Below are 25,677 nucleotides of genomic sequence, written 5' to 3'. Positions count from 1 at the left end.
GCCGGACGTAAGTACTATCGGAGGCGTATTACATGTCGTCAGGATCCCGCATCGCGGATCTTTTCAGTTCGGACACTTCCCTGGATGAATTCATTGGGAACTACTACGAGCATCTGGCGCGTGAAGATGCGCAGGCCTACGCGCCGTCGGTTCTGAGGGAGCGGGCGCAAAAGCACATGGAACTGGCGCTGACCCGCGCCGAAGGCACCGCCGCCGTCGACATGGTGGATCAAGGCGACACCAGCGTCATCCTTATTGTCACGGATGACATGCCCTTCCTTGTCGACTCCGTGACGGCAGAGCTGGTGCGCCGCAACGCCGCTATCCGGCTGGTGGTGCACCCCATTTTCCTGGCTACCCGGGATCCCCGGACCGGGGAGCTGCAGCAGGTGCAGCGGGTTCCCGCTGCCGCCGGTGTCTCCAGCGGCGACACCGCCGCCCTGCCGAACCTGGCCGACCTGTTGGGCGGCGGCGACGGCGGCACCACCAAGGTGGAATCCTGGATCGCCATCGATGTTGCCCGGATTACCGACGAGGAGAAGCGCTCCGAACTCGTCGAAGGCCTGCAGAAGGTGCTGGGCGACGTGCGGATCGCGGTCTCGGACTGGCCGGCCATGCGCTCGAAGGTGCACGAGATCGCGCGTTCGCTCGAAGCGGTGCCCGGGGCACGGGACATCCCCGACCTGCAGCAGGCACGCGAACTGCTGACATGGCTGGACAACGGTAACTTCACCTTCCTGGGCTACCGGGAATACGACCTCATCACCGAAGACGGCGAAGACGCCCTCCGTCCCACTGAAGGCAGCGGACTGGGGCTGCTGCGCCTGCACTCCACCCGGCGGGTCCAGCGACTGACCGGTGCAGGCCGCGCAAAGGCACGCGAAAAGCGCGCCCTGGTCATTACCAAGGCCAACTCACGTTCCACCGTGCACCGGCCTGCCTACCTCGATTACCTCGGGGTCAAGCGGTTCGACGAGCAGGGCAACGTCAACGGCGAACGCCGTTTTATCGGGCTCTTCGCCACCGGTGCCTATACCGGCTCCGTGCGCAGCATCCCGATCGTCCGGGACAAGGTCCGCGATGTGATGCGTACCTGCGGGTTCCCGGCCGATTCGCATTCCGGCAAGGACCTGCTCTCCATCCTGGAAACCTACCCCCGCGACGAACTCTTCCAGATCGACCCCTCGACGCTGCTGGATACGTCCCTGGCCATCCTTCGCCTTCAGGAGCGGCGGCGCACCCGGTTGTTCCTCCGGCCGGACATCTACGGCCGGTTCATGTCCGCCATCGTCTTCCTGCCCCGTGACCGCTACACGACGCCGGTCCGGCTGCGCATCCAGGACGAACTGCGCTCCACCTTCAACGCAGAGTCCATCGATTTCGAAGCGCGGATGACGGAATCCGCCCTCGCCCGCCTCTTCTTCCGGATCAGGCTTCCCCGCGGCCAGGAAATCACCGACGTTGATGCCGCTGAACTTCAGGCCCGGCTCGTGCAGGCGACACGCTCATGGAGCGAGGGCATCGAAGAGGTAGTCCGCACCCAGTTCTCCCGCGAGGAGGCAGAAAAGCTCTCCGCACTCTGGGCTGACGCCTTCCCGGCCGCCTACCGCGTGGCCTACGAAGTCGAAGATGCCCTGGAGGACATTGCCCGGTTCGAAGCACGGCTCGCCCGCCCGGAAACCGCGCCGGAACTGTTCGTCTACATTCCGTCCGGCACCCACGGCGAAGGCACCGACGGCGAAGGCACCGACGGCGAAGGCCCGGAGGACGCCCGGTTGAAGCTCTACCTGACCGAGCCGAAATCGCTGACCCAGATCCTGCCGTTCCTGCACAACCTCGGGTTGGAAGTGCTCGACGAACGGCCCTTCGAGATCCGGCGGGGCGACGGTACGACCTTCTACCTTTATGACCTGGGCCTCGTCTACCCCGCCGGCATCGATCCGATGGAGACCGGATCCCTGCTGGCCGAAGCCTTCCGTGCCGGTTTGTCCGGGACTGCCGAGTCCGACGCTTTTGACCGGCTGATCCTGCGGCAGGGACTGCGCTGGCGCCAGGTGGTCATCCTTCGGGCGTACGCAAAGTACATGCGCCAGGTCGGCACGGCGAACTCCTACGGTTTCGTGGCAGGCACACTGCTGGCCAACCCCGACGTCGCCCATGCACTGATCGCGCTCTTCGAAGGACGCTTTGATCCGGACCTGACCGAGGACGAGCGGCGGGCCGCCGTCGAGCAGGCCGGCGCCGCCCTGGAGACCGGCCTCGAGCAGGTGCCGACGCTCGACGCCGACCGCGTGCTGCGCACCTTTGCCACCCTGATCAACGCCACGCTGCGCACCAATTTCTACCAGGACAAGGCGTACGTCAGTTTCAAGCTGAACACCGGTGCCATCGACGGTGCTCCGTTCCCCCGCCCGAAGTACGAAATCTGGGTCTACTCGCCACGGGTGGAAGGCGTGCACCTGCGCTTCGGCGAGGTAGCCCGCGGCGGGCTGCGCTGGTCCGACCGGCGCGAAGACTTCCGCACCGAAGTCCTGGGGCTGGTCAAGGCCCAGACGGTCAAGAACGCAGTGATCGTTCCCACCGGCGCCAAGGGCGGTTTCTACGCCAAGAAGCTGCCCGATCCCGCCGTGGACCGCGGTGCCTGGATGGAAGAGGGCAAGAACAGCTACCGCACCTTCATCCGGGGCATGCTGGACCTGACTGACAACCTCGTGGTCAAGGAGTCCGGCGAGGAAGTAGTGCCGCCGGAGCGCGTGGTCCGCCACGACGGTGACGACAGCTACCTGGTGGTGGCTGCGGACAAGGGCACGGCGTCGTTCTCCGACATTGCCAACTCCATCTCCGCCGACTACAACTTCTGGCTTGGTGACGCCTTCGCCTCGGGCGGCTCCGTGGGTTACGACCACAAGGCGATGGGCATCACCGCCCGCGGCGCCTGGGAATCCGTCAAGCGGCACTTCAGCGAACTCGGGATCGACACCCAGAACCAGGACTTCACCGTGGTCGGTGTCGGCGACATGAGCGGCGACGTGTTCGGCAACGGCATGCTTTTGTCCGAACACATCAAGCTGGTGGCTGCCTTCGACCACCGGCACATCTTCCTGGATCCGAACCCCGACGCAGCCCGGTCGCATGCCGAACGGCAGCGCCTCTTCGAGCTTCCCCGCTCGTCGTGGGCGGACTATGACGAGTCCTTGATCAGCGCCGGCGGCGGCATTTTCCCGCGCCAGTCCAAGAGCATTCCGCTGTCGGCGGAGGTTCGCAAGGTTCTGGGCCTGCCCGACACGGCAACCAAGATGAGCCCGCCCGAACTGTTGAAAGCCATCCTTACGGCACCGGTGGACCTGCTCTACAACGGCGGTATCGGCACCTACGTGAAGTCCTCGGCCGAGACCTCCGCCGATGTCGGAGACAAGGCAAATGACGCCATCCGCGTGGACGGCCGTGACCTCCGGGTCAAGGTTATCGGCGAAGGCGGAAACCTGGGAATGACGCAGCGCGGACGCATCGAGGCGGCCCGCGCCGGGGTCATCCTCAATACCGACGCGATCGACAACTCCGCAGGCGTGGACTGCTCGGACCACGAAGTGAACATCAAGATCTTCGTGGACCGGATGGTCGCCGCCGGCCGGCTGGATCCGCAGGAGCGTGCGGAGTTCCTTCACTCGATGACCGACGAAGTCGGGCAGCTCGTCCTGCAGGACAACATCGACCAGAACATGCTGCTGCTCAACGACCGGCAGCGGGTCGTGGAAGCCAGCCCGAGTTTCGAGCGCCTGATGGACTGGCTCGAGGAACATGCCGACCTTGACCGTGAACTCGAGGCCCTGCCCGGCAACCAGGAACTGCACGCGCGCATTGCCGCAGGTGAGGGCGGCCTGACGTCGCCCGAACTGGCCGTGCTTGCGGCGTATGCAAAGATCGAGCTGACGAAGGCGCTGACGCGCTCGAACCTGGCCGACGATCCCTACTTTGCCGGTACCCTGCGCCGGTATTTCCCGAAGCAGATCGTCGAGCGTTTCGGGGACCAGCTGGACACCCATCCGCTGCGCCGCGAAATCATCTCCACCGTGGTAGCCAACGACATGATCAACATCGGCGGCATCACTTTCGCCTTCCGGGTGATCGAGGAAACCTCGGCCACCGAAGCGGAGACGGCCCGTGCCTTCACCGCGCTGCGGGAGATCTACGGCATTGACAAGGTCCTGGCGGAACTTGGCGGCCTACCCGCCGGCTTCCCGACGGAGACCTGGTCAATGATGCATTTGGACCTGCGGCGGCTGCTGGACCGCGCGGTGCGCTGGTTCGTCAACCACGTTGGCCGGGGAACAACGATCGCCGAGGACATCGAAGCATTCCGGCCCGTGGTCCAGCCGTTGATCTCGGACCTGACGCGTTTCCTGCGCGGTTCCGATGCCGAGCGGGTGGAAGCCATGCTGCAGAAGGCGCGCGAGCTGGACATCCCGAAGGAACTGGGGACGTACTGGGCCGAGCAGTTCGAGTCGTTCGGCCTGCTCGATGTTGCCCTGTCCAGCAAGGCAACCGGAGTTCCGGCGGATGAAGTCGCGGGCGTGTACTACGCCGTCTACGACCAGTACGGGATTGACGACCTGCTGAACCGGATCACGAAGCTGCCCCGTGAAGACAGGTGGCAGTCGCTGGCGCGTGCAGCCCTGCGTGATGACCTGTACTCGACGGTTGCCGATATGACGGTGGCTGTACTGGAGGCTACTCCTGACCGGTCCGGCACGGATCCGTCGGAGCGCCTGCAGGCATGGGAGCAGGAGAATGCCGACCACCTGCAGCGCGCCTCCAAGATGTTCAGCGAAGTAAACCGCCTGGAGGAGGACGACATGGCATCGCTTTCCGTCGCCCTTCGCCTGCTTCGTTCCATCGTCCGCCGCTAGTCCGGGGTACCAGTGGCAATCTTTACCGACCCGATCAAGGACCACGCGGATTTCGGCCCCGGCGACGCCGAATGGCTGCACCTGCTGGTGGGGGACTGGCAGCTTGTTGCCGATCTCGCATTCGCCGACCTGGCGCTGTGGTTCCCCGTGCCCGACGGCGGCTACGTGGCGCTGGCGCATGCCCGCCCGTCGACGTCGCACACGGTGTTCCACAGCGACTTTGTCGGCGAACGCATCCGCGCGGACCTGCACCCGCTGGTGGACGCTGCCTGGCGAAGCCAGCACATAGAGCGGTCCAGCGAAACCAGCTGGACAGCGGAAACAGCCATGCGGGTGGAAGCGATTCCGTTCGTCCGCAACGGCCGGACCCTGGCCGTGGTGACCTCGCACATGGACCTGTCCAGCTCGCGGATGCCCTCGCGCCTGGAACTGACCTACCGGCAATGTGCCTACGACCTGCTGCGGATGGGAACGCTGGGCCTCTGGCCCGACTTCGCCACGCCTACCGGGTCCCGCCGGGGTGCTCCCCGCGTGGGAGACGGGTTGATCAGGCTCGATGCCGAAGGGATTGTGCAGTACGCCAGTCCTAACGGCGTTTCTGCATTCCGCCGGCTGGGCGACATGGAGACTCTCGAGGGGCGTTCCCTCGCGGAGATCACCACGGCGCTGCTCAAGGACCGGCGCATGGTTGATGAAACGCTGCCGCTGGTGGTCACCGGGCGGATGCCGTGGCGGACGGAGATCGAGTCCCGCGGCGTAAGCCTTTCCCTGCGCGCCATCCCGCTGCGGGACGAAAAGGAACGTTTCGGTGCCTTGGTGCTCTGCCGCGATGTCTCCGAACTGCGCCGCCGTGAGATGGAACTGGTGTCAAAGGACGCCACCATCCGCGAAATCCACCACCGGGTGAAGAACAACCTCCAGACCGTTGCGGCGTTGCTGCGGATGCAGTCACGGCGGATGGAGAGCGATGAAGGCAAGCTGGGCCTTGCCCAGGCCATGCGCCGCGTGTCCACTATTGCACTGGTGCACGAGACCCTGTCCCAGGGCCTGACGCAGAACGTGGACTTCGACGAGCTGATCGACCGCCAGTTCCGGCTGTCCGCCGAAGTTGCCTCGCCGACGCAGGAAGTCCGGACCCGCCGCGAAGGATCCTTCGGCGAACTTCCGAGCGACCTTGCCACTCCACTGGCCCTGGTCATCAACGAACTGGTGACCAACGCGGTCGAACACGGACTGGCGGGCCGTCGCGGCACAGTCGGACTGGCTGCGCAGCGGCACGGCGAAGCCGGCCGTGAGGAACGGCTCACCGTGACGGTGAGCGACGACGGCGTGGGCCTGCCGCCCGGACCGCGGCGGGAGGGCCTGGGCCTGCAGATTGTCCGGACCCTGGTCCAGAGCGAACTGGACGGCACCATCGAGTGGTCCGCAGGCGAAAGCGGCGGCACGGAAGTCCGGATCGACATGGGCCTGGATACCGAGTACCGGCGTACCTGATCCCGCGGGAATACTCCCGGTACAACAAAGGGCCGCTGCCAATGGCAGCGGCCCTTTGTTGTACCGGCATCATTTCCGCCGGGGAAGTCCTGCTTACGAGGCGCGGCGGGCGCGCGCTGCGCGGCGCTTCAACGCGCGGCGTTCGTCTTCGCTCATGCCGCCCCATACGCCGGCGTCCTGGCCGGTTTCGATTGCCCACTGGAGGCAGGTATCGATCACCGGGCAGCGGCGACAGACGCTCTTGGCTTCTTCGATCTGAAGAAGAGCCGGGCCGGTATTGCCCACGGGAAAGAAAAGCTCCGGATCTTTATCCAGGCAAGCTGCGCGGCTCCGCCAATCCATGTTGATCACTATCTCCTCTGAAAAGTTGACTCCTACGTGTTTGTGAAAACATTCACGAGCAACTACAAACTAAAGGGGCCGGTTTCGGCCCCTGTTTTCCCTTGTTCTAGCGTGGCACGTCAGGCCAAAGCAAACAAGGGGTATCGGGCGGAAAATATGGCAGCAGGGCTGAGGGATGCATCACATTACCTGCGTGCGCCGAACCGGGAATTGCTATTAGTTCCAGTTCCGGAAGTCACACAGCCGGACATTGTTGTGTCTCACCCGCCCCTTACCCCGGTGTCTGTCGGGTGGTTCATGTGACGCCGGGACCGGGCCGAACCGGGGCCTTTGCCGGGCGCCGTGAAGAGCTGTCTGCTGGGCCCCCGAGTTCCTTCGGGGCTCCAGGGGAGACGATGTCCGGTATTCTGCCAGTGTGTCAACACCCCAGAAACCTCCCTCGGTGCAGCGTGCCCCCGCTGTGCTTGCCATCGCCGCCGTACTCGTACTCGAAGCCCTTTGCCTGCTTGGTTTCGCGGCGTGGTACGGCTACCAATTGGCGACTTCGACACCGCTGTCCATGGGCGGCGCCGTCTTCACGCTGGTCTTTGCCGTGGCCCTCGCAGTGTGGCTGCTGGCAGTGGGGCACTTCTTTTTCCGCGGATACCGCTGGACCCGCTCCGCAGCCCTGGTCTGGCAGCTCTTTGTAGTGATCCTGGCCGTTCCGACCCTGCAGGCAGGCCTGGTCCTGGCCGGCCTCGGGTTGCTGCTGCCCGCTGCGGCGGTCCTGCTGCTCCTGTTCACAAAGCCGGTCCTGGCACACACCAGCAGGCTCACGGACAGCAACAAAACCTTCTAGGCGGCATCCCGGTCCCGCCGGGCCCCGGAAAACCGAGCCGTCCGGAGCCTGTCGCTAACCGGCAGGAGCATAGGCTGCCTGCGCTTCGATGACCTCCGTCCCGTCGACGAGGTAGCACCGGCCCGGCGGACGGCGGGCGGCCGGATCAACCCGAACGCCGAACACGTCCCCGTCCGCCTGCGTCACGGGCCGCAGCAGTGCCCCGTGCGGTGCCGATCGGATGTGCAGGGCCAGCGGGACCCGCGCAGTCAACTGGTGCCCGGACACTGCCGCAACGACAATCCTGGCGCCCCGTGCCTGGACCCCGGCGAGTCTCTGATGGGCCGGTGCCGGCAGGGAATCCGAGTCATCTACCAGGATCAGGAAGCGGCGCAGATCCTCCTGCCGCCGTTCCAGGGCGGAAAACACCGGTTCCAGTTCTTCCTGTGTCGACACCAGGCAGCACTCCAGGGAGGAGTCGGCAGAGCGCTGCAGCTGGCGGAGGAACGTAGTCCGGCCCGAACCCCGCGGTCCGGCCACCAGGAAAACCGATCCGGGCGGGATCCGGACTGAAGCGGTGTCGAGTTCGTCGCCGTACACCCCCACGGGCAGATGGTCCGTGGTCGGGGCCGGCCCCAGAGCTGAGGGCCGGACGGACACAGGCAGGTTTTCGATCCGGTGCGGCCGCGGGCGGCCCGGCGGCAACGGGATCAGCTGCTCCGGATCCACCCGTGGGTCGTGGGCGAGCAGCTGGGCGGACAGGCCTTCTGCGGTTCCGCATCGTCCTTGAACCAAGGCGCGTCCCCTAACCCGGTCCATGGGCGGAAGCCGTGGCCAGATCAGCAGTGTTTCGGCGCTGGCATCCGCGGGGAAGAACATGCGGTTGGGGATGAGGGGAAAGAAACGGGCGTTGAGGACCTCCCGGTCCCCGGCCAGAACGACGCAGATGCCCGCCCGTTCCCCGTCTCGGACCAGGTCCGCCAGATCCTCTTCTCCGGACAGCCCGCGGCCGGACCGAAACGCCGTACACCAGCGGGCCCAGCCGGTAATGATCAGCGTGGTCCCTCCAGCGGCTCCGCCGTCAGCGGCCATGCCAATGCCGGAGTGCTGCGGGTCGACGCTTCCGGCGTGACTATGGCCGCCCGGTGCCCGGAACGGCGCCGTGGCCTGCAGGATCAGGGATGCCAGATAAGCCAGGACACGGGCGGCGCGGGCCGTGTCATGGGAGCCCACGTAGGCGCCGGTCTGCTCTGCCGCCGCCAGCCACGCGAGGCTGCCGTCTGCGTCCAGAATGTACAGATGCCGGCCGGGCAATTCGGCGAGGTGCTGCCCGGCGATGAGCGCCAGGGCGTCCGGAGCCCCGGACCTCGGAGCACCCAGGACCGCCAGATGGGAGTCTGCCTCCGGATGCCAGGACAGGGTGCGCTGCCGTTGTTTTCCCGGTTCATCCAGCAGTCCGAGCACTAGCCCGCCCGGCAGCTGCTCCCGGATGTCGTCGGCGCAGCGGGTGAGCTGGCCAGCGGTCAGGGAAGAGGGGAGGGGCGGCCGTACTGGGCTGAATGGAACAGGAAAGCCCCCGATAGCGGCTGCCGCCCGAACTGCGGAAACCACCCGATTCAGCGCCTTCGGGTCCCCCACGGCGTCGGCACCCGGGGAATGGTAATACTCCGCCAGTTCCTTGAGGGGACTCTCGCCCGTACCGCTGCGCAGGGACGTGGACAGGCTTTGAAACAAGTGCGGGGGCAGGCCGCCTTTGCTGACGTATGCCCGTCCCGGGATGTCCGGAGGGATGGCGGCCGCCGCGTCCGTGGTGATGACATCGCGGGACTCGACGCCGGACTGAACGCGCAGTGCGATGCTCGTGGCAATGTTCGCCCGGATATCGGTGGTGATGGCTCCCTGGGGACGCTGCGTTGCCAGGAGGAGATGCAGCCCAAGGGAACGTCCGATGGCCGCAATCCGCAGCAGCTCGGGAAGGGCAGCGGGCACCTCGTCAGCGAGCATCCGGAATTCGTCAACCACAACCAGTAACCGGGGGAGCCCCTCCGCCGGACGGTGTCCTGCGTTGTAGGCGGAAAGGTTGTCCGCCCCGACGCCGGCGAGGAGAACCTCCCGGCGGCGGACCTCGGCACGCAGGGAGACAAGCGCCCGCGCAACGGTCTCTGCGGAGAAATCCGTCAGGAGCCCCACGGAATGCGGCAACGGTGCGAGGGGGCCAAGTCCGGACCCACCCTTGAAATCGATCAGCAGGACGGTGAACAGCGTCGGGGGATGCGAAGCAGCCAGGGAGCCCACGAAAGTGCGCAGGAATTCGGATTTTCCGGACCCGGTGGTTCCCGCCACCAGGAAATGCGGGCCGTCCTTATCCAGGTCCAGGGTGACCGGCCCGGATGGTGAGACACCGACGACGGCCGCGGCGCCGTCGGCCCGGGCATCTGCCTGCCAACCGCCCAGGATCTGATCCGGGGCCGGCGGATGGAATTCGTCGAAAGCGGCTGCCGATGGGAGCCGGCCCGGTACGTCGGCGGGCCGCGGTAGCCGACGGGCCGCCAGCCGCCGGCTGAGCCGCTCGAAGGTCCCCGGCTGGATCAAGTCGGGAACAAAGTCGAACGTGGCGGCCCCCGACGCAAAGGTGCCGCGGCCTCCCAGCAGCGTTACCGTCACCGGCGCAGGCGGTCCCCCCATCCTGATGATGCCCGCGTGTGCGGAGTGGGGTTCGGGCAGGGACTGGAGCAGCTGCCCGGCGTGCTCCGCCCAGGAACGGTGGACGAACAGGACGAACGGGACGCCTCCGGAGGGGACGGGAAGATCGCTGAGAAGGGCGCGTAAGCGGGCGGAAGCGGAACCGACGGCCGCAGGCGAAGCCGCCGGCAGTGCCGCAAGGGCGACGCGGGGCAGGAACCTGGCGGATGTTTCCAGTTCTGCGGCGGTCCCGACGCAGACAATCAGCGGGCCGTCCGCGGCGGACGCCTGGAGGAGCAGTGTTCTGCCCAGGGCAGCAGTATCACGCGCGGACCCCTGCAGGCAGATCTCCCGGTCCTTGCCCAGGAAAAGGACCACCGGTGCCTCCTGCAGCTGCGGCGGTTTGAAATGCGGCTGCGGCGGAACCGCCTCCAGATTCGCCGGCTGCGTGCCCGCTCCGATCCGCACCGGACACACCGGGGTGCTGTGCACCCGGCCGTTCCGCTGCGGCACCGATTCCATGGCCAAGGCGGTCGCTCCGGGATCCGGTGCAGCCAGTTTGCGCCGTCGGCCGTCCTCTTCCGCAGCCCGGGCAATGGCAGCGGCCTGTTCGCGCCGCCGGCGGCGGGCACCCGCAGCGGTGATCAGGGCGGTAACTGCGGAGACGGCGCTGAAGGCCAGGAACATCCACATGCCGGTTGCCAATGCGAGCACGATGCCGAGGACCAACGGAAGCAGCGCCCCCACCAGGAGAAGCCCGGTTTTTGCTCCGTGCTCCGGAAACCGGACGGTCAGCGGCTGAAAGGGGTCTTCCGGAGGACCCGGTGCCTCCTGCCATGCGGCGGGAAGGAACAGCCGGCAACTGCTGTAACCGAATTTCAACAGAGATCCTGTGTCCACGACGGCCCTCCGGACACGGCGGCCGTCGACCCAGGTGCCGTTGGCGGAACCCGAATCACGAAGCAGCACTGTTTCGGCTCCCACCACGAGCTCCGCGTGCTGCCGGGACAAGGCCGGGTCGGCAATGCCGACCTTCGGCGGGGGTCCGCCGTCCGCAGGGCCCGCCCTGCCGATGGCATGCGTGCCCCGTTGCAGGGCAATGATGTTCCCGGCATCAGGTCCGGTGCACACGGCCAGCCGCAGGGGAGGGGCGGCGGCATGAGCCGCATCTGCACCGGGGACGCCGCCGTCGGGTGAGTCCGTGGAATGGAGGATCACGGCCCCGGTGATGAACGGGGCGTCGCCCGGCGTCAGCTGCTCCAGCGGGGAACCATGGATCGTATACCGTCCCGGACCGTAGCGTTGCTCAAGGAGCACGGCGACAGCGTTTCCGGAAAGCGCTGCAGTCATCTTGATCACCACCTCGCGCCGGGTCATGCCCGCCGGCGGAACCGTGCCCGGCGCCGAGGCAACGGTCATATGAAGCAGCAAATTTCCTCCAACCCGTGCGGTGGTCTCGCCGATCCTGCTGTTGAGGAATTCAGCCTAAGGGCCGCCCGGCGGCATCCGCCGCGGCGGCCCGGACCCTGGGGATGACGGGTCCGACGGCACCGCCTGTGCAGGAAAGGTGAGGTGCCGGCGTTACACTCCACATGGGGAATGTCGCTTCAGAAAGGCCAGTGTGACCCGCCAGATTTCGTCTTTACCGCAGTCAGCGGATCGGCTTTCGCCGACGCCCGCCAACCCCGGATACCGACCTGAGGTGCAGGGCCTTCGGGCGCTTGCTGTCCTCATGGTGGCCAGCTACCACATCTGGTTCGGCCGGGTGTCCGGGGGCGTGGATGTCTTCCTCCTGGTCTCTGCTTTCCTGCTCTCGCTCTCCTTCATCCGGAAAGGCGAGACCGGCCGGAGGCTGCAGCTGCGGCAGTACTGGACGCGTGTTTTCCAACGCCTGCTGCCCGCCGCGGCAGTCGTGATCCTGGGGACGCTCGTCGCTACGGCGCTGTTCGTGCCCCGGAGCCGGTGGATGGAGATCTTTGCGCAGGCCTGGACATCGCTGCTGTACGTACAGAACTGGGCCCTGGCAGCGAACTCCGTGGACTACTACGCGGAAGACCAGAGCGTGGCGAGCCCGTTCCAGCACTTCTGGTCACTGTCGGTACAGGGCCAGGTCTTCATCCTCTGGCCGTTGCTGTTTGCGCTCTGTGCCCTGATTGCCAGGGCGTGGCGGAAGCGGTTCCGCAGCGTTGTCCTCGCGGTTTTCGGGGTGGTCTTTGCAGCGTCGTTGACCTTCTCTGTCATTGAGACCTACACAAACCAGGCCCACGCCTACTTCGATACCCGTACGCGGTTGTGGGAATTTGCCTTCGGTACCTTGCTCGCCCTTGCCCTTCCCTACCTGCATCCGGGCAGGGGACTGAGGATAGCCGCCGGATGGATCGGCCTGGCCGCGATCCTCAGCGGCGGGTTCATCCTCGATGTGCAGGGGCAGTTCCCCGGGTTTGTGGCGCTTTGGCCCCTGGCGGCAGCGGCGCTGGTCATCCTGGCCGGACAGACCGGCAGCCGTTTCGGCGTGGACCGGTTCCTGTCCTGGGGCCCCCTGGTCCGGATGGGTGATATGTCCTATGCCCTTTATCTGTGGCACTGGCCCGTGCTGGTCATTTACCTTGCCTGGCGGGACCGGCAGGAAGTGGGGCTCGTCGGGGGTTCGTTCATCATTGCGCTTTCACTGGCACTGGCGTATCTGACGACCCGCTTTGTAGACAATCCCCTCCGTGCGGTGCAGGGACCGGCCCCCGGGAAGCGCGCCGTCACTGTGATCGTTGCCTGTTTGGCCGCGGTGGCGGTGCCGTTGGCGGGCTTGCAGTATTCGCTCAAGGTGCAGGATGACAAGCGGCAGGCGGAAGCCGAGATCAATTACCCCGGCGCCCGGGTCCTCCTTCCGGGATACGACGGCGCGCCGACGGGAGTGCCGGTCCGTCCGGCGTCGGCCGCCGATCCGCAGAGCTGGGGAGACCTCCCGCTGAAATGCTCGCAGATCCCGGACGGCCCGTCGGACCCGATTCTCGAAGACGGCTGTTTCAGTACCTCGAACACGGGTTCGGCGGAGCGGACGATCCTTATCATCGGCAGCTCGCATGCACAGCAGTGGATCGAAGCGATCGAACCGATGGTCGAAACGCACAACTATCGGATCGTAGCGTTGCTGCGGGGCGGCTGCCCCTACGGTGATTTTTCGGATAACGAGCCGGAGGGCTGCAGCGGGTTCAACGAGGCGGCAACTGAATACGCCCTGGAGATGAAGCCCGATGCCGTCGTCACCGTTGTCACCGCGGCGAGGGCCGACCAAGGTGACGACGCCATGATGGACGGTTTCCCGGCTGCGGCCGAACGGCTCAGTGACGCCGGAATCGAAGTCGTCGGTCTCCGCGACAATCCCCGCTTCTCCTTCGACATGCAGGTCTGTGCCGAGGTGAACGGTCCCGAGGACTGCACCGTTCCGCTCCAGCTGTCCCCGGACTTTCCGCCCGCCGAATACGCCGGCGGCACTTCATTCATCGATTTTTCGGATCTGATCTGTCCCGAAGGGCTCTGCAGGCCGGTGATCGGGAACAGCTACGTCTACCTCGACGACAACCACCTGACCGCCGGCTTTACGTCCTCCATGGCCTCGGAATTCGAGCGAAGGTTCCACCAGGCGGTCAGCTGGTAGCGGCACCCTGCAAGTGGCCGCCAGGGCCTCCGACGGCGGTCCGCAGGGTGCGCTGAAAGTGCCTGCGCGGCAATAGTCGGATACCCTTGACCCGGGTATACGCCGGTTCGGCCATACCGTACCAAACAGGAGAAACAAGTGAACGTTGACCTCGTCGTCGTTGGGTCGGGCTTTTTCGGCCTGACCGTAGCCGAGCGCGCTGCAAAGGAACTGGGCCTGAAGGTCGCCGTCCTGGACCGCCGCCATCACATTGGCGGCAACGCCTATAGCGAGAACGAAGCCCAGACGGGAATCGAGGTGCACCGGTACGGTGCCCACCTGTTCCACACCTCCAACGAGCGCGTCTGGGAATACGTCAACCGGTTCACCGAATTCACCAATTACGTGCACAAGGTCTACACCAGCCACAAGGGCGAGGTGTACTCCATGCCCATCAACCTGGGCACGATCAACCAGTTCTTCCGCGCTTCCATGGGCCCGGCCGAGGCAAAGGCCCTGATCCTGGAACAGGCCGGAGAGCTCGCCGGCACCGACCCGGCAAACCTTAACGACAAGGGGATCCAGCTCATCGGGCGCCCGCTGTACGAGGCTTTCATCAAGTACTACACGGGCAAGCAGTGGCAGACGGATCCCAAGGACCTGCCGGCTGAAATCATCAGCCGCCTTCCCGTCCGGTACAACTATGACAACCGGTACTTCAACGACAAGTACGAGGGCCTGCCTGTCGACGGTTACACGGCGTGGATCGAACGCATGGCCGATCACCCGAACATCCAGGTGCACCTGAAGACCGACTTCTTCGATGAGGGCCACGAGTTCTCCCGCAACAGCACCCTGGGCCAGGTTCCGGTCATCTACACCGGCGCCGTGGACCGATACTTCGACTACGCCGAAGGGGACCTGTCCTGGCGCACGATCGACCTCGAAGAAGAGGTGCTGCCGATGGAGGATTTCCAAGGCACGTCGGTCATGAACTACCCGGACGAGGATGTTCCCTACACCCGGATCCACGAGTTCCGGCACTTCCACCCCGAGCGGAACTACACCAAGGACGCCACCGTCATCATGCGTGAGTACTCACGCTTCGCGGAGAAGGGCGACGAGCCGTACTACCCCGTGAACACGGCCGAGGACCGCGCCAAGCTCCTGGCTTACCGCGACCTGGCCAAGGGCGAAAAGTCCGTTCTCTTCGGCGGACGCCTGGGTACCTACAAGTACCTGGACATGCACATGGCGATCGGCTCTGCCTTGTCGATGTATGACAATAAGATCAAGCCCCACTTCACCGGTGGCGCAAAGCTGGAAAGCGGAGGAGTGGACGCGTGAGCAGCGAGACAATAGACGAGACGGGCTACCTTCCCGGTATCACGACGGCGCGTCCGGGTCGCGACGACTCCGGGCTGCGGATCCTGCAGCGGGTCGTATTGCCCAATGACAAGGACCTCGACACCTTGCCGCTCTACATCGACAGCGACACGGGCAAGGGCGGCCTGGACGAAAACTCCACCCGGAAGCGCAGCGTCGCTCCTTCCGGCCGCCAGCTGCATCCCGAGGACATCCTCGGCCGTTCGTCGGTCCGCGTCCGTCCCGGAGAGCGCCTTTCCTTCGGCTCCTACTTCAACGCGTTCCCGGCCAGCTACTGGCGCCGCTGGACAACCGTGGAGAGCGTCATCCTGCGCGTATCCACAGTCGGTGAAGGCACGGTAGTCGTCTACAAGTCCAACGCCCGTGGCGCGGCCCAGCGGGTGGAATCCCGCCAGGTAACCGGCTCCGGCACGTGCGATTTCGAGCTCACGCTTGCACCGTTCGGCGACGGCGGCTGGTACTGGTTCGACCTCATCGCCGATTCCGAGGGAATGGAGCTGGAGTCCGCGGACTGGAGCGCCGTCTCCGACAAGCCCGCCGGCAGCATCACGCTTGGTGTTACCACGTTCAACCGCCCGGACTACTGCCTCAACACCATCAAGGCGATCCAGGGCGACGACGGCGTCCTGGCGATCCTGGACGAACTGATCATTGTGGACCAGGGCAACCAGAAGGTTGCAGACGAGGCCGGGTTCAGCGACGTTGCGGCTGCGATGGGCAGCCAGCTGCGCATCATCAACCAGGGCAACCTGGGCGGGTCCGGCGGGTTCGCCCGGAACATGAGCGAGACCGTGAAGGCCGGACGCTCCGACTACGTGATGCTGCTCGACGACGACATTGTCCTCGAGACCGAAGGCATCCTGCGGGCCGCCGCCTTCGCGGACATGTGCCGGAAGCCCACCATCGTGGGCGGGCACATGTTCGACATGTACAACAAGTCGGTGCTCAACGCCTACGCCGAGGTAGTCAACCAGTACCGCTTCCGGTGGGGTCCGGTGGACGGCCTGGCCAACCACGACTTCGCACTCGAAGGCCTGCGGTCCTCCTCCATCCTGCACCGCCGCTGGGATGCCGACTACAACGGCTGGTGGATGTGCCTCATTCCGACCCAGATCATCAGGGAAATCGGATTGTCGCTGCCGGTCTTCATCAAGTGGGACGACGCCGAGTACTCCCTGCGTGCACGGTCAATGGGCTACGCCACGGTTTCCCTTCCCGGTGCTGCGGTCTGGCACGTTTCCTGGGCCGACAAGGATGACTCCGTCGACTGGCAGGCGTATTTCCACGAACGCAACCGACTGATTGCAACGCTGCTGCACTCTCCGTACGCCAAGGGCGGCCGGATCCTGCGCGAAAGCATGAACACGGACGTCAAGCACCTGTTCTCGATGCAGTACTACCCGCAGAAGGCCCGTCTCATGGCCCTGCGGGACGTACTCCAAGGCCCTGAGAAGCTGCACGAATCCCTGCCTGCCATGATGCCCCAGCTTCGTGCCATGCGGTCCGAATACACGGACAGCGTTGTCAAGCAGGAGCCCTCGGCCTTCCCCGAGCCGCACATGCGCAAGCCGCCGAAGAAGCCCATCAGCACCAAGTCGCCTTCCCTGGCCGGCCTGATTCCGTGGGCAGCCAAAACGGTCCTGAAGCAGGCGGTCATTCCGCCCGCCGCCGAATCGCGGGAAAAGCCGCAGCTCGTCGTCGCCAATCAGGACAGCAAATGGTGGGTTCTCTCCAAGCTGGACAGCGCAATCGTGTCCAATGCCGACGGTACGGGTGCCTCCTGGTATCAGCGTGACCCGAAAAAGGTCCGCAGCATGCTTTCCGAGGCTGCGATGCTGAAGGCGAAGCTCTTCGCAGACTGGGAAGAGCTCAGTGCACGGTACCGCGACGCCCTCCCGGACATTACGTCCATGGAAGCGTGGCAGAAGACCTTCGATGAGAACCCCGGTGACTAGTATCCGCGCCACACAGTCAGGGGCAACCCCCATGAATGACGAGCTCACCGTACCGGGGCGGAGCGGAAGCCTCGGGGATATCCTGAGGCACCGTTTCCTGCTCAAGCTCCTGGTATCCAAGGAACTCAAGGTCAGGTACCGGGGATCGGTGCTGGGGCTTCTCTGGTCCTACGTCAAACCGGGCGTCCAGTTCGTTGTCTTCTACGTCGCCCTTGGTGTTTTCATGGGCTTGGAAGAGAGCCCCCGCAACCCCGACGGGCTCGCGAACTACGCCATCTACCTCTTCTCCGGCATCGTGCTGATCAACTTCTTCACCGAAGCCCTGGGGAATGCGTCGCGGTCCATCGTGGGGAACGGCGGATTGATCAAGAAGATCTACCTGCCGCGGCAGCTGTTCCCCGTGGCATCAGTGTGGGTCTCGGGCGTCCATTTCGTTCCGCAGATCCTGATCCTCCTCGTGGCGTGCCTTTTCAACGGCTGGAGGCCCTCCCTGCTGCAGTTGGCGGCCGCCGGTGCGGGGTTCATCATCGTGGGAATGCTCGCCACCGGACTGGGGCTGCTCTTCGGTGCGGTGAACGTCTACTTCCGCGACGCGGAGAACCTGGTGGACATGTTGCTCATGATCGCAACATGGGCCTCGCCGGTGCTGTATTCGTGGAACATGGTCCAGAGAGAGCTGGGGGAGACGTTCTTCAATGTCTACCAGCTGAACCCGATCACCGTGGCCGTGGAAACCTTCCACTTCGCCTTCTGGCTTCCCACCACCGACGGTGCGGAGGCGATTCCGCCGCACCTGTTGTCCGTGTGGATACCTATCGCCCTGGTTGTATCGGCAGCTCTACTGCTGATCGGCCAGCTCGTCTTCCGTCGCCTTGAAGGCCGTTTCGCGCAGGAGCTGTGACCGTGGCAAACGCCATCGAAGTACATAACGTAAGCAAGCAGTTTGTTTTGCGGCACACCCGCTCCATGAAGGAAGCCTTCGTCTGGCTGGTCAAGGGCCGCAAAGGCGACCTTTCCGAAAAGTTCCATGCGCTCAAGGGTGTTTCCCTCGACATCGAGCAGGGCGAGACGGTGGCATTGCTGGGCCTGAACGGCTCCGGCAAGTCCACCCTGCTGAAGCACATATCGGGTGTTATGCGCCCGGACAGCGGAACCGTGGGAACCCGCGGCCGCGTGGCCGGCCTGATCGAGGTGGGGGCAGGCTTCCACCACGACCTCAGCGGCAGGGACAACGTCTACCTGAACGGCGCGATTCTCGGGATGACCGAGGACGAGATCAATTCGAAGTTCGATTCCATCGTGGAGTTCTCGGAAATCGGCCAGTTCATCGATACCGAGGTGAAGTTCTATTCCTCCGGCATGTATCTCAGGCTGGCGTTTTCCGTCGCGGTCCACACGGATCCCGAGGTGTTCCTCGTGGACGAGATCCTCGCCGTGGGCGACGAACCGTTCCAGCGGAAATGCATCGACAAGATCAAGCAGCTGGCGGGGGAGGGCAAGACCCTCGTAGTGGTCAGCCATGACCTCGACCTGGTGTCCCGGATCTGTGAGCGCGGCGTGCTGCTTGAACACGGCGAAGTGATCATGGACGGGCCGGTACGCGACGTCGTCGACCGCCTGCGCGGTATTGACGGGTGAGGTTCGCGGCGGGCCGCCGCAGCCGGCGGCAGGCCCTGTACTACGCTGGTCTAGTCTTTTAGCAAACTGAAGGTAGGTAAGAGTGTCCTGGTGGTCCGAAGTCCCACTGTTTTTGGCGACCGCGGGATTGTTCCTCATTCCTGGGCTGCTGGTTGCGTGGCTGAGCGGCGTCCGCGGCTTTCCCCTCTTCGCGTTTGCGCCGGCGCTGACCGTCACGCTGGTCTCGGTGGGGGCGGTGCTGGCACCCCTGGCCGGACTCAACTGGATAGTGGGCGTTGGTCTCTTGACGGTGGTCACCGCAGGGATTGCGTTTGCCGTTCAACGGTGGCGTGGAGACGCTGTCGGCCGCCCGGCCCGGGACTGGGCCAATACAGCTGCCCTGGTCTTTGCCGTAGCCGTGGCATTCTTCCTGATCGGCCGCAGGCTGCTTTTCGTCTACGGGGAGCCGGACGCTTTCTCCCAGACCTTCGATAATGTCTTCCACCTCAACGCGATCCGCTACATCATGGAAACCGGCGCGGCGTCGACCTTCGATGTCGGACGGATGGCCGGGAACTCCTATTACCCAGCCGCATGGCACGACATGGTGGCGCTTTTGGTTGAGTTCACCTCTGCCGGGATCCCCGTAGCGGTCAATGCCGTCAATTTCTTCTCTGCCGCCGTTGTATGGCCGCTGGGATGCATCTATCTAGTCCGGCAGCTCTTCGGCCGCAGCATCGTACTGACGCTGCTTACCGGCGTATTGTCCGCAGCCTTCGGCAATTTCCCGCTGCTGATGCTTGACCACGGCGTCCTGAACCCCAACGTCCTGGCAATTGCGTTGCTCCCGGTGGTCTTCGGCGCAGCGATCAACGCGCTGGGCCTGTCCAGCGAAGTGCACTACAGCCCGACGATCCGGTGGCTGCTGCTGCTGGCCATGATCCCTGGCATGACCCTCTCCCATCCAAGTACCACAATGGCCTTGCTGGCGATGCTGGTCCCTGCTGCTTTTGCTTTGGCCTTCCGGCGGACGGTGACGGTACCTGCCGATGTACCTGCCGAAGGGCAGGGCAGCCGGACGCGGGCCGCCAAGCTCTGGCCCTGGGTCGGGGTGGCAGCCTACATCGGTGCCGTCGCTTACCTCTGGACCGTGGCGCGTCCACTGGAAGCCGCGTCGACCTGGGTTCCCATCCAGTCCACCGGCCAGGCCATAGGCGAGGCAGTCTCGGGCACGGCCCTGGGCCGGCCGGTTACCTGGACCGTGTTTATCCTTACCGCGGCCGGACTGGCATTCCTGTTTGCGCAGCGGGGAACCCGCTGGATTGGCGCCGTGTACGTCGTCATTGCCGGCTTTTACGTTGTGGTCTCATCCTTCCCGCAGGAGGACCTGCGGATGTACCTGACCGGTGTCTGGTACAACGATTCTCCCCGCCTCGCAGCGCTGATCCCGGTGGTGGCGGTTCCCGTGGCCGCCTACGGCGGCTGGAAGCTGCTGGCGTGGCTGGCCGGACTTCCCCTCGTTGCTGCCGGCGTGGACCGGATCCGGCATGCGACGTTCGGCAAGCCCGCTTACGGGGCCGTGGCCGTTGTTGCTGCAGTTGCCCTTGTCGGGGCCAGCACCTACCTCACGCAGAAGGACAACATCCGCGACGCAGCGGAGTCGGCTCAGCGCAGCTACCTCCTAACCCCGGAGTCCGGCCTCATTACAACGGACGAACTCGAACTCCTCAATCGGTTGGATGAAGAGGTGCCGGAAGATGCAGTCCTGACCGGCAATCCCTGGACCGGAACTTCGCTGGCTTACGCCCTTGCGGACCGCAGGACCCTCCAGCTGCACCTCCTCGCGACATATGGAGACGACGTCGACATCATCTACAACCACCTGCGCGATGCCTCGACGGATCCGGAGGTATGCCCGGCAATCGAATCCACGAGTGTGGACTACGTCCTGGACTTCGGCAGGCAGGAAGTCCACGGCTACGACCACGGCTTCGTCGGGCTCCAGAACCTGGAAGAGACCGGCACAGTTCGGCTGGTCGACCAGGCCGGAGACGCGAAGCTGTATGAAATAACGGCCTGCAAATAGAGTCCCGGGACACAGGTCCCCGCGTATACAAAACCGGAAAAGGTAACAGCATGAGTTTCGTAATCACGGGCGGCAACGGCTTTCTCGGCTGGCACACCCGCGTCTTGGCCCACAGCCTGGGCGAGTCCTGCGTCAGCATCGGCCTGGGCGACAGGTTCAATCGGGAAGAGGCCGTTTCCGCTCTTGCCGGGGCGGACACCCTGGTTCACATCGCCGGTGTAAACCGGGGTACGGACGAAGAAGTAGCCGAGGGAAATCTCCTGTTTGCTACTCAGCTCGAGGACGTCCTCGCGGCCGCCGGCCCGTCGCTGAAAACGGTTGTGTATGCCAACTCGGTGCAGCAGGGAAACGGCACTGTCTACGGGCAGGCCAAGGCCGACGCCGGCCGGACCCTCGCCGCAGCGGCGGCCCGGGCGGGGGCCGAGTTCAAGGACATCGTGCTGCCCAATCTGTTCGGCGAGCACGGGGTGCCCTTCTACAACTCAGTCGTGGCGACCTTCTGCCACCTGACCGCAGCAGGTGAAACGCCCACTGTGCAGGATGACAAAGTGCTGACGCTCCTGCACGCACAGGACGCTGCGGAGCTTCTCCTGGGCGTACGGCCGCAGGCGGAGCAGCAGCAGGTGGAAGTGCAGTGTTCCGTGAGCGGCTTGCTGGAACGTATCCAGGCCATGGCTGCGGCATACGAGACAGGGACCATCCCCCGGCTGGACTCGGATTTCGAGCGCAACCTCTTTAATACCTACCGTTCCTTCCTTACCGGCGACGGCCTGCCGCGCGTGCTGGAACTCAAGACGGACCCGCGCGGGTCCTTTGTCGAACTGATCCGCTCGGAAGGCGGAGAAGGACAGAGTTCCTTCTCCACCACCAAACCGGGGATTACCCGCGGGCAGCACTACCACCGGCACAAGATTGAGCGGTTTGTGGTCATGTCGGGCACCGGCGAGATCGCCATGCGCCGAATGTTCTCGGATGAGGTCGTTCGATATTCTGTAAACGGAGAACAGCCTGTTGCCATAGACATGCCGACAATGTGGTCGCACAACATTACGAACGTCGGACCCAACGAGCTCTACACAGCATTCTGGGTCAACGAAATCTTTGATCCCGCATCACCCGATACCTTCCCGGAGGAAGTATGAATACCCCGTCACGCAAGCTCAAGGTCCTCACCGTAGTTGGAACGCGGCCTGAGATCATCCGTCTCGCCGCAACCATCCGGCGTCTTGACCGGTCTACGGAACACGTGCTTGTGCACACCGGGCAGAACTACGACTACGAACTCAACGAGGTCTTCTTCGAGGACCTGGGCCTTCGCCGCCCGGACCACTTCCTTGCCGCTGACACGAGCTCACTCGGAGCGGTCCTCGGCAGCATCCTTGCCAAGCTTGAGACAGTGCTGCTGCAGGAAAAGCCGGACGCCATGGTGGTGCTGGGCGACACCAACAGCTGCATCTCAGCGCTTATCGCGCGCCGCCTGAAGGTTCCCGTGTACCACATGGAAGCAGGCAACCGCTGCTTCGATGAGAACGTCCCGGAGGAAGTCAACCGCCGGCTGGTGGACCACGTTGCGGACTACAACCTCGTCTACACCGAACACGCCCGCCGTAACCTGCTGGCCGAGGGTATCCACCCGTCCCGCATCCTGCTCACCGGGTCGCCGATGCGCGAGGTGCTGGAAGCCAATGCCAAGCAGATCGCCGAGAGCAATATCCTCGCAGACCAGGGACTGACTGCCGGGGAGTACTTTCTGGTCAGCCTGCACCGTGAAGAAAACGTGGACAACCCCAAGCGCCTCAAGGAGGTGCTGGGTGCCCTGCAGCATCTCGCGCAGAACTATGGACTGCCGGTGCTGGTTTCCACCCACCCGCGCACGCGTAAGCGGCTTGAGGACCAGCCGGAGGAGCTGAAGCAGGGTCTGCGGTTCCACGCACCCTTCGGCTTCAACGACTACGTCCAGCTGCAGATGTCCGCAAAGCTGGTGCTCTCCGACAGCGGAACGATCAGCGAAGAGTCCTCCATCCTCGGCTTCCCGGCCGTGACCCTGCGTGACTGGATCGAGCGTCCCGAGTCGCTGGACTCCGGCGTCATCATCACCACGGGCGTCGAGACGGACTCGATCGTTGACGCGATCGAAATCGTTCTGGACCAGGCCGGTACCGACGGGCTGGCCGATGCGCCTGCGGAGTACCAGATCACGGATACCTCGCGCCGTACGGTCAACTTCATCCGGTCCACGGCACACAGCCACCACCGCCGGGCCGGCCTGAACATGGACAAGGCCTAGGCTCCCCACTAAAAAGCTCCCCCCGCTGCCTGGCAGCGGGGGGAGCTTTTTTGCGTTGGACGCGGCGGGCCTAGTGGCCAGGCGCTTGCTGCACCCCGCCCTGCGGGGACGTATCGCTGCGCAGCAGCTGTCCGGCGTCGGAAGGGGTGCCGGAGGCCTGCTCCTCCAGGGCCAGGACCGAGGACCGGAGGATAGCGACTTCCTCTGCCAGAACGCGGATTTCCTCTTCGCTGACGGACTGTTCCCAGGACAGGTGCAGGCAGACACCGATCAGGAGCAGGAAGGACATGCCGAACAGGAAGTTTGAACCTACCTGTACCCCGATTGCGGAACTGACGATGTTCAGCAGGTTGGGCCAGCCGGCCAGGACCAGCGACGCAACGCCGACCACCAGCCAGAGGGCAGCGTATTTCTCCTTGAAGTGCTTGCGCCGGACCAGCTCAAGCACGAGCGCGACGACAACGAATGCGAATATAAACGCGGCAATATTGATCATTTTGAGGCAACCTCCGCCTGGTGCGGCTTGCTCCCGCTGCGGCTCAACGCAAAGAGGAGGGCGAATACGGAACGCAGCAGGTAGATCGCTGCCTTGGCCGGGTTGTGGCTGGGCTGTCCGCCCTGCCGGGCACGCATGGCGACCGGGACCTGAGTCACTGTGCAGCCGGACTTGATAGCCACCACCAGGGAATCGATGGTATCCCCGAGGTACTCGGCTGGATAATGCGCAATGTACTGGTTTATTGCCTTGACATTTCCCGCCCTGAAACCGGAAGTGACATCAGTCAGCTTGGTCTTGGCAAGCCGGGAAATAACGGCTGCGAGAAATACCATGGCCCATTTCCGGGGGCCGGAAACCGTATAGTTTCCCTTCTCCGCGAAACGTGCGCCAATGGAAATATCCGCATGCTGCAGTCCGGCCAGGACGGTTTCAATTTCAGCGGGATCATGCTGCCCGTCGGCGTCGACCTGGATTACCGTCTCGTAGCCAAGCCGCTGGGCGTATTTGAAACCGGCGCGCATCGCGCCGCCGACGCCCATGTTGAAGGGGAGTTTCAGGACGGTGGCCCCGGCGGCTTCGGCAACGACGCCGGTACCGTCGGTGGAACCGTCATCCACAACCAAGACGTCGTAGCCGCGGTCGGTGTCCTGGATCTCCTGAACGGTCCGGCCTACCGTTTCGGACTCATTCCAGGCAGGCATGATGACCAGCACACGAGGGGAAGTTTCAGATGACATGCCTAGAGTTTACTCGGCGAATGCGGCCAGCCATTAATCGACGGGCGCCCGGCGGGGCATTCCAGTCTTGTGGCGCGCGTCCCGTCAGGCGGATCCAAGGCATAACCGCTGATATCATCTAGGGGGTTCCGGGGTCCGGCATTGGATCAACCCGCGACATTTTCTATCCCTGAGGAGACCAGTTGTTCAGGAACAAGACTCTGCTAATCACCGGAGGTACCGGCTCGTTCGGCAATGCTGTGCTGAAGCACTTCCTCCACACAGATATCGCTGAAATCCGGATCTTCTCCCGTGATGAGAAGAAGCAGGACGACATGCGCCGGGAATTCAACAGCCCCAAGCTCAAGTTCTACATCGGGGACGTGCGGGACATCAACAGCGTGCGGGAAGCCGTACGCGGCGTGGACTACATCTTCCACGCAGCTGCACTGAAGCAGGTACCCTCGTGCGAGTTCTTCCCCATGGAAGCAGTGCGTACCAACGTCATCGGGACCGACAATGTCCTGACGGCAGCCATTGACGCCGGCGTGAAGAAGGTTGTCTGCCTGTCCACGGACAAGGCTGCCTACCCGATCAACGCCATGGGCACCTCCAAGGCGATGATGGAAAAGGTTGTCATCGCCAAGTCCCGGAACGTGGATCCCAAGGACACCCTGATTTCCTGCACCCGCTACGGAAACGTGATGGCTTCGCGCGGTTCGGTAATTCCGCTCTTTGTCGAGCAGATCAAGGCCGGCAAGGACCTGACGGTGACCGACCCGGATATGACCCGTTTCCTCATGAACCTCGACGAGGCAGTGGACCTGGTCCTCTTCGCTTTCGAACACGCGAACCAGGGCGACCTGTTCGTGCAGAAGGCTCCGGCGTCCACGGTGGGGGACCTCGCCGCAGCCATGAAGCAGATCATGCGCGCCGACGTCGAAATCCGCACCATCGGCACCCGGCACGGCGAGAAGGCGCACGAGACCCTGCTGACCCGCGAAGAGCGGGCCAAGTCCGAGGACCTCGGCGGCTACTTCCGCGTTCCGGCCGACACCCGGGACCTGAACTACGGAAAGTTCTTCGACGACGGCCAGGACATGGCGCAGGTTCCTGAGGAATACACATCGGAAAACACGGAGCGCCTCACGATTGACGAGGTCGTCTCCAAGGTGATGACCACTCAGTACATGCGTGACCTGCTTGCCGGGGAACCTGCGGTCAGCTAAGTCCGGTTGCCCGCCGGCAACGGCGTCCA

15 protein-coding genes and 1 pseudogene are annotated in these 25,677 nt (G+C 64.3%); 12 read left to right on the top strand and 4 right to left on the bottom strand.

Translation table 11 applies throughout. From position 1 onward, the window contains the following. Positions 1–32 precede the first annotated feature (32 nt). Positions 33–4,907 carry an NAD-glutamate dehydrogenase gene (locus N2L00_RS11340; protein WP_255862717.1) on the top strand — a complete coding sequence of 1,625 codons (4,875 nt, stop codon included), beginning with the start codon at positions 33–35 and terminating at the stop codon, positions 4,905–4,907. Between the two features lie 12 nt (positions 4,908–4,919). After that, positions 4,920–6,401, top strand: a complete 1,482-nt coding sequence (locus N2L00_RS11335; protein WP_227918357.1) for a sensor histidine kinase — start codon at positions 4,920–4,922, stop codon at positions 6,399–6,401. Between the two features lie 93 nt (positions 6,402–6,494). On the opposite strand, the gene N2L00_RS11330 is transcribed toward N2L00_RS11335, so the two are convergent. Further along, positions 6,495–6,743, bottom strand: coding sequence for a WhiB family transcriptional regulator (locus tag N2L00_RS11330; protein WP_055239553.1), 249 nt, complete (start codon positions 6,741–6,743; stop codon positions 6,495–6,497). A 415-nt stretch (positions 6,744–7,158) separates the two neighbouring features. On the opposite strand from N2L00_RS11330, the gene N2L00_RS11325 reads away from it, so the two are divergent. Next, on the top strand, positions 7,159–7,581 hold the full coding sequence (locus tag N2L00_RS11325; protein WP_255764713.1) for a hypothetical protein: 423 nt from the start codon (positions 7,159–7,161) through the stop codon (positions 7,579–7,581). 54 nt (positions 7,582–7,635) lie between these two features. Here N2L00_RS11325 and N2L00_RS11320 read toward each other — a convergent pair whose 3' ends face one another. Next, the gene (locus N2L00_RS11320) at positions 7,636–11,661 is read right to left on the bottom strand and encodes an FtsK/SpoIIIE domain-containing protein (protein WP_255862718.1); all 4,026 of its coding nucleotides are present in this window, start codon (positions 11,659–11,661) and stop codon (positions 7,636–7,638) included. Between the two features lie 283 nt (positions 11,662–11,944). Between N2L00_RS11320 and N2L00_RS11315 the strand changes: the two genes are divergently transcribed. The 8 genes and pseudogenes from N2L00_RS11315 to wecB all read left to right on the top strand — a co-directional run bounded on the left by N2L00_RS11315 (position 11,945) and on the right by wecB (position 23,204). After that, complete coding sequence (locus N2L00_RS11315) at positions 11,945–13,894, top strand: acyltransferase family protein (protein ID WP_255764711.1); 1,950 nt, start codon at positions 11,945–11,947, stop codon at positions 13,892–13,894. A gap of 123 nt (positions 13,895–14,017) precedes the next feature. Beyond that, positions 14,018–15,220 (top strand): annotated as a pseudogene (gene glf, locus N2L00_RS11310) (UDP-galactopyranose mutase); the annotation flags it as partial. After that, a complete protein-coding gene (locus N2L00_RS11305) occupies positions 15,217–17,214 on the top strand; it encodes a glycosyltransferase (protein ID WP_370646907.1) in 1,998 nt (665 codons plus the stop codon). The pseudogene glf and the gene N2L00_RS11305, both read left to right, overlap by 4 nt. Before the next feature lie 31 nt (positions 17,215–17,245). After that, positions 17,246–18,115, top strand: a complete 870-nt coding sequence (locus tag N2L00_RS11300) for an ABC transporter permease (RefSeq protein WP_255764709.1) — start codon at positions 17,246–17,248, stop codon at positions 18,113–18,115. 2 nt (positions 18,116–18,117) lie between these two features. Beyond that, positions 18,118–18,852 (top strand): ABC transporter ATP-binding protein, encoded by a 735-nt coding sequence (locus tag N2L00_RS11295; protein ID WP_255764707.1) that lies wholly within the window; start codon positions 18,118–18,120, stop codon positions 18,850–18,852. A gap of 82 nt (positions 18,853–18,934) precedes the next feature. Beyond that, positions 18,935–20,917: a DUF6541 family protein gene (locus N2L00_RS11290; protein ID WP_255862719.1), complete on the top strand. Its 1,983-nt coding sequence runs from the start codon at positions 18,935–18,937 to the stop codon at positions 20,915–20,917. 50 nt (positions 20,918–20,967) lie between these two features. Continuing rightward, the gene (locus N2L00_RS11285; protein WP_255764705.1) at positions 20,968–22,059 is read left to right on the top strand and encodes an NAD-dependent epimerase/dehydratase family protein; all 1,092 of its coding nucleotides are present in this window, start codon (positions 20,968–20,970) and stop codon (positions 22,057–22,059) included. Further along, the gene (wecB, locus tag N2L00_RS11280; protein ID WP_255764704.1) at positions 22,056–23,204 is read left to right on the top strand and encodes a non-hydrolyzing UDP-N-acetylglucosamine 2-epimerase; all 1,149 of its coding nucleotides are present in this window, start codon (positions 22,056–22,058) and stop codon (positions 23,202–23,204) included. The genes N2L00_RS11285 and wecB overlap by 4 nt, the downstream gene beginning before the upstream one ends. 70 nt (positions 23,205–23,274) lie before the next feature. Here wecB and N2L00_RS11275 read toward each other — a convergent pair whose 3' ends face one another. Together N2L00_RS11275 and N2L00_RS11270 are read right to left on the bottom strand one after the other, a co-directional pair. Then, the gene (locus N2L00_RS11275; RefSeq protein WP_255764703.1) at positions 23,275–23,700 is read right to left on the bottom strand and encodes a DUF2304 domain-containing protein; all 426 of its coding nucleotides are present in this window, start codon (positions 23,698–23,700) and stop codon (positions 23,275–23,277) included. Continuing rightward, positions 23,697–24,440, bottom strand: a complete 744-nt coding sequence (locus N2L00_RS11270; RefSeq protein ID WP_255764702.1) for a glycosyltransferase family 2 protein — start codon at positions 24,438–24,440, stop codon at positions 23,697–23,699. The genes N2L00_RS11275 and N2L00_RS11270 overlap by 4 nt, the downstream gene beginning before the upstream one ends. Positions 24,441–24,622: 182 nt before the next feature. Here N2L00_RS11270 and N2L00_RS11265 point away from each other — a divergent pair, with 182 nt between their 5' ends. Continuing rightward, positions 24,623–25,648 (top strand): polysaccharide biosynthesis protein, encoded by a 1,026-nt coding sequence (locus N2L00_RS11265; RefSeq protein ID WP_255764701.1) that lies wholly within the window; start codon positions 24,623–24,625, stop codon positions 25,646–25,648. The last annotated feature ends 29 nt before the right edge of the window (positions 25,649–25,677 follow it).

This window comes from Arthrobacter sp. zg-Y1171 (genome assembly GCF_025244845.1).
Classification (GTDB): Bacteria; Actinomycetota; Actinomycetes; order Actinomycetales; family Micrococcaceae; genus Arthrobacter_B.
The sequence above is the reverse complement of the archived record's forward strand: the minus strand, read 5'-3'. Positions and strand labels throughout refer to the sequence as shown.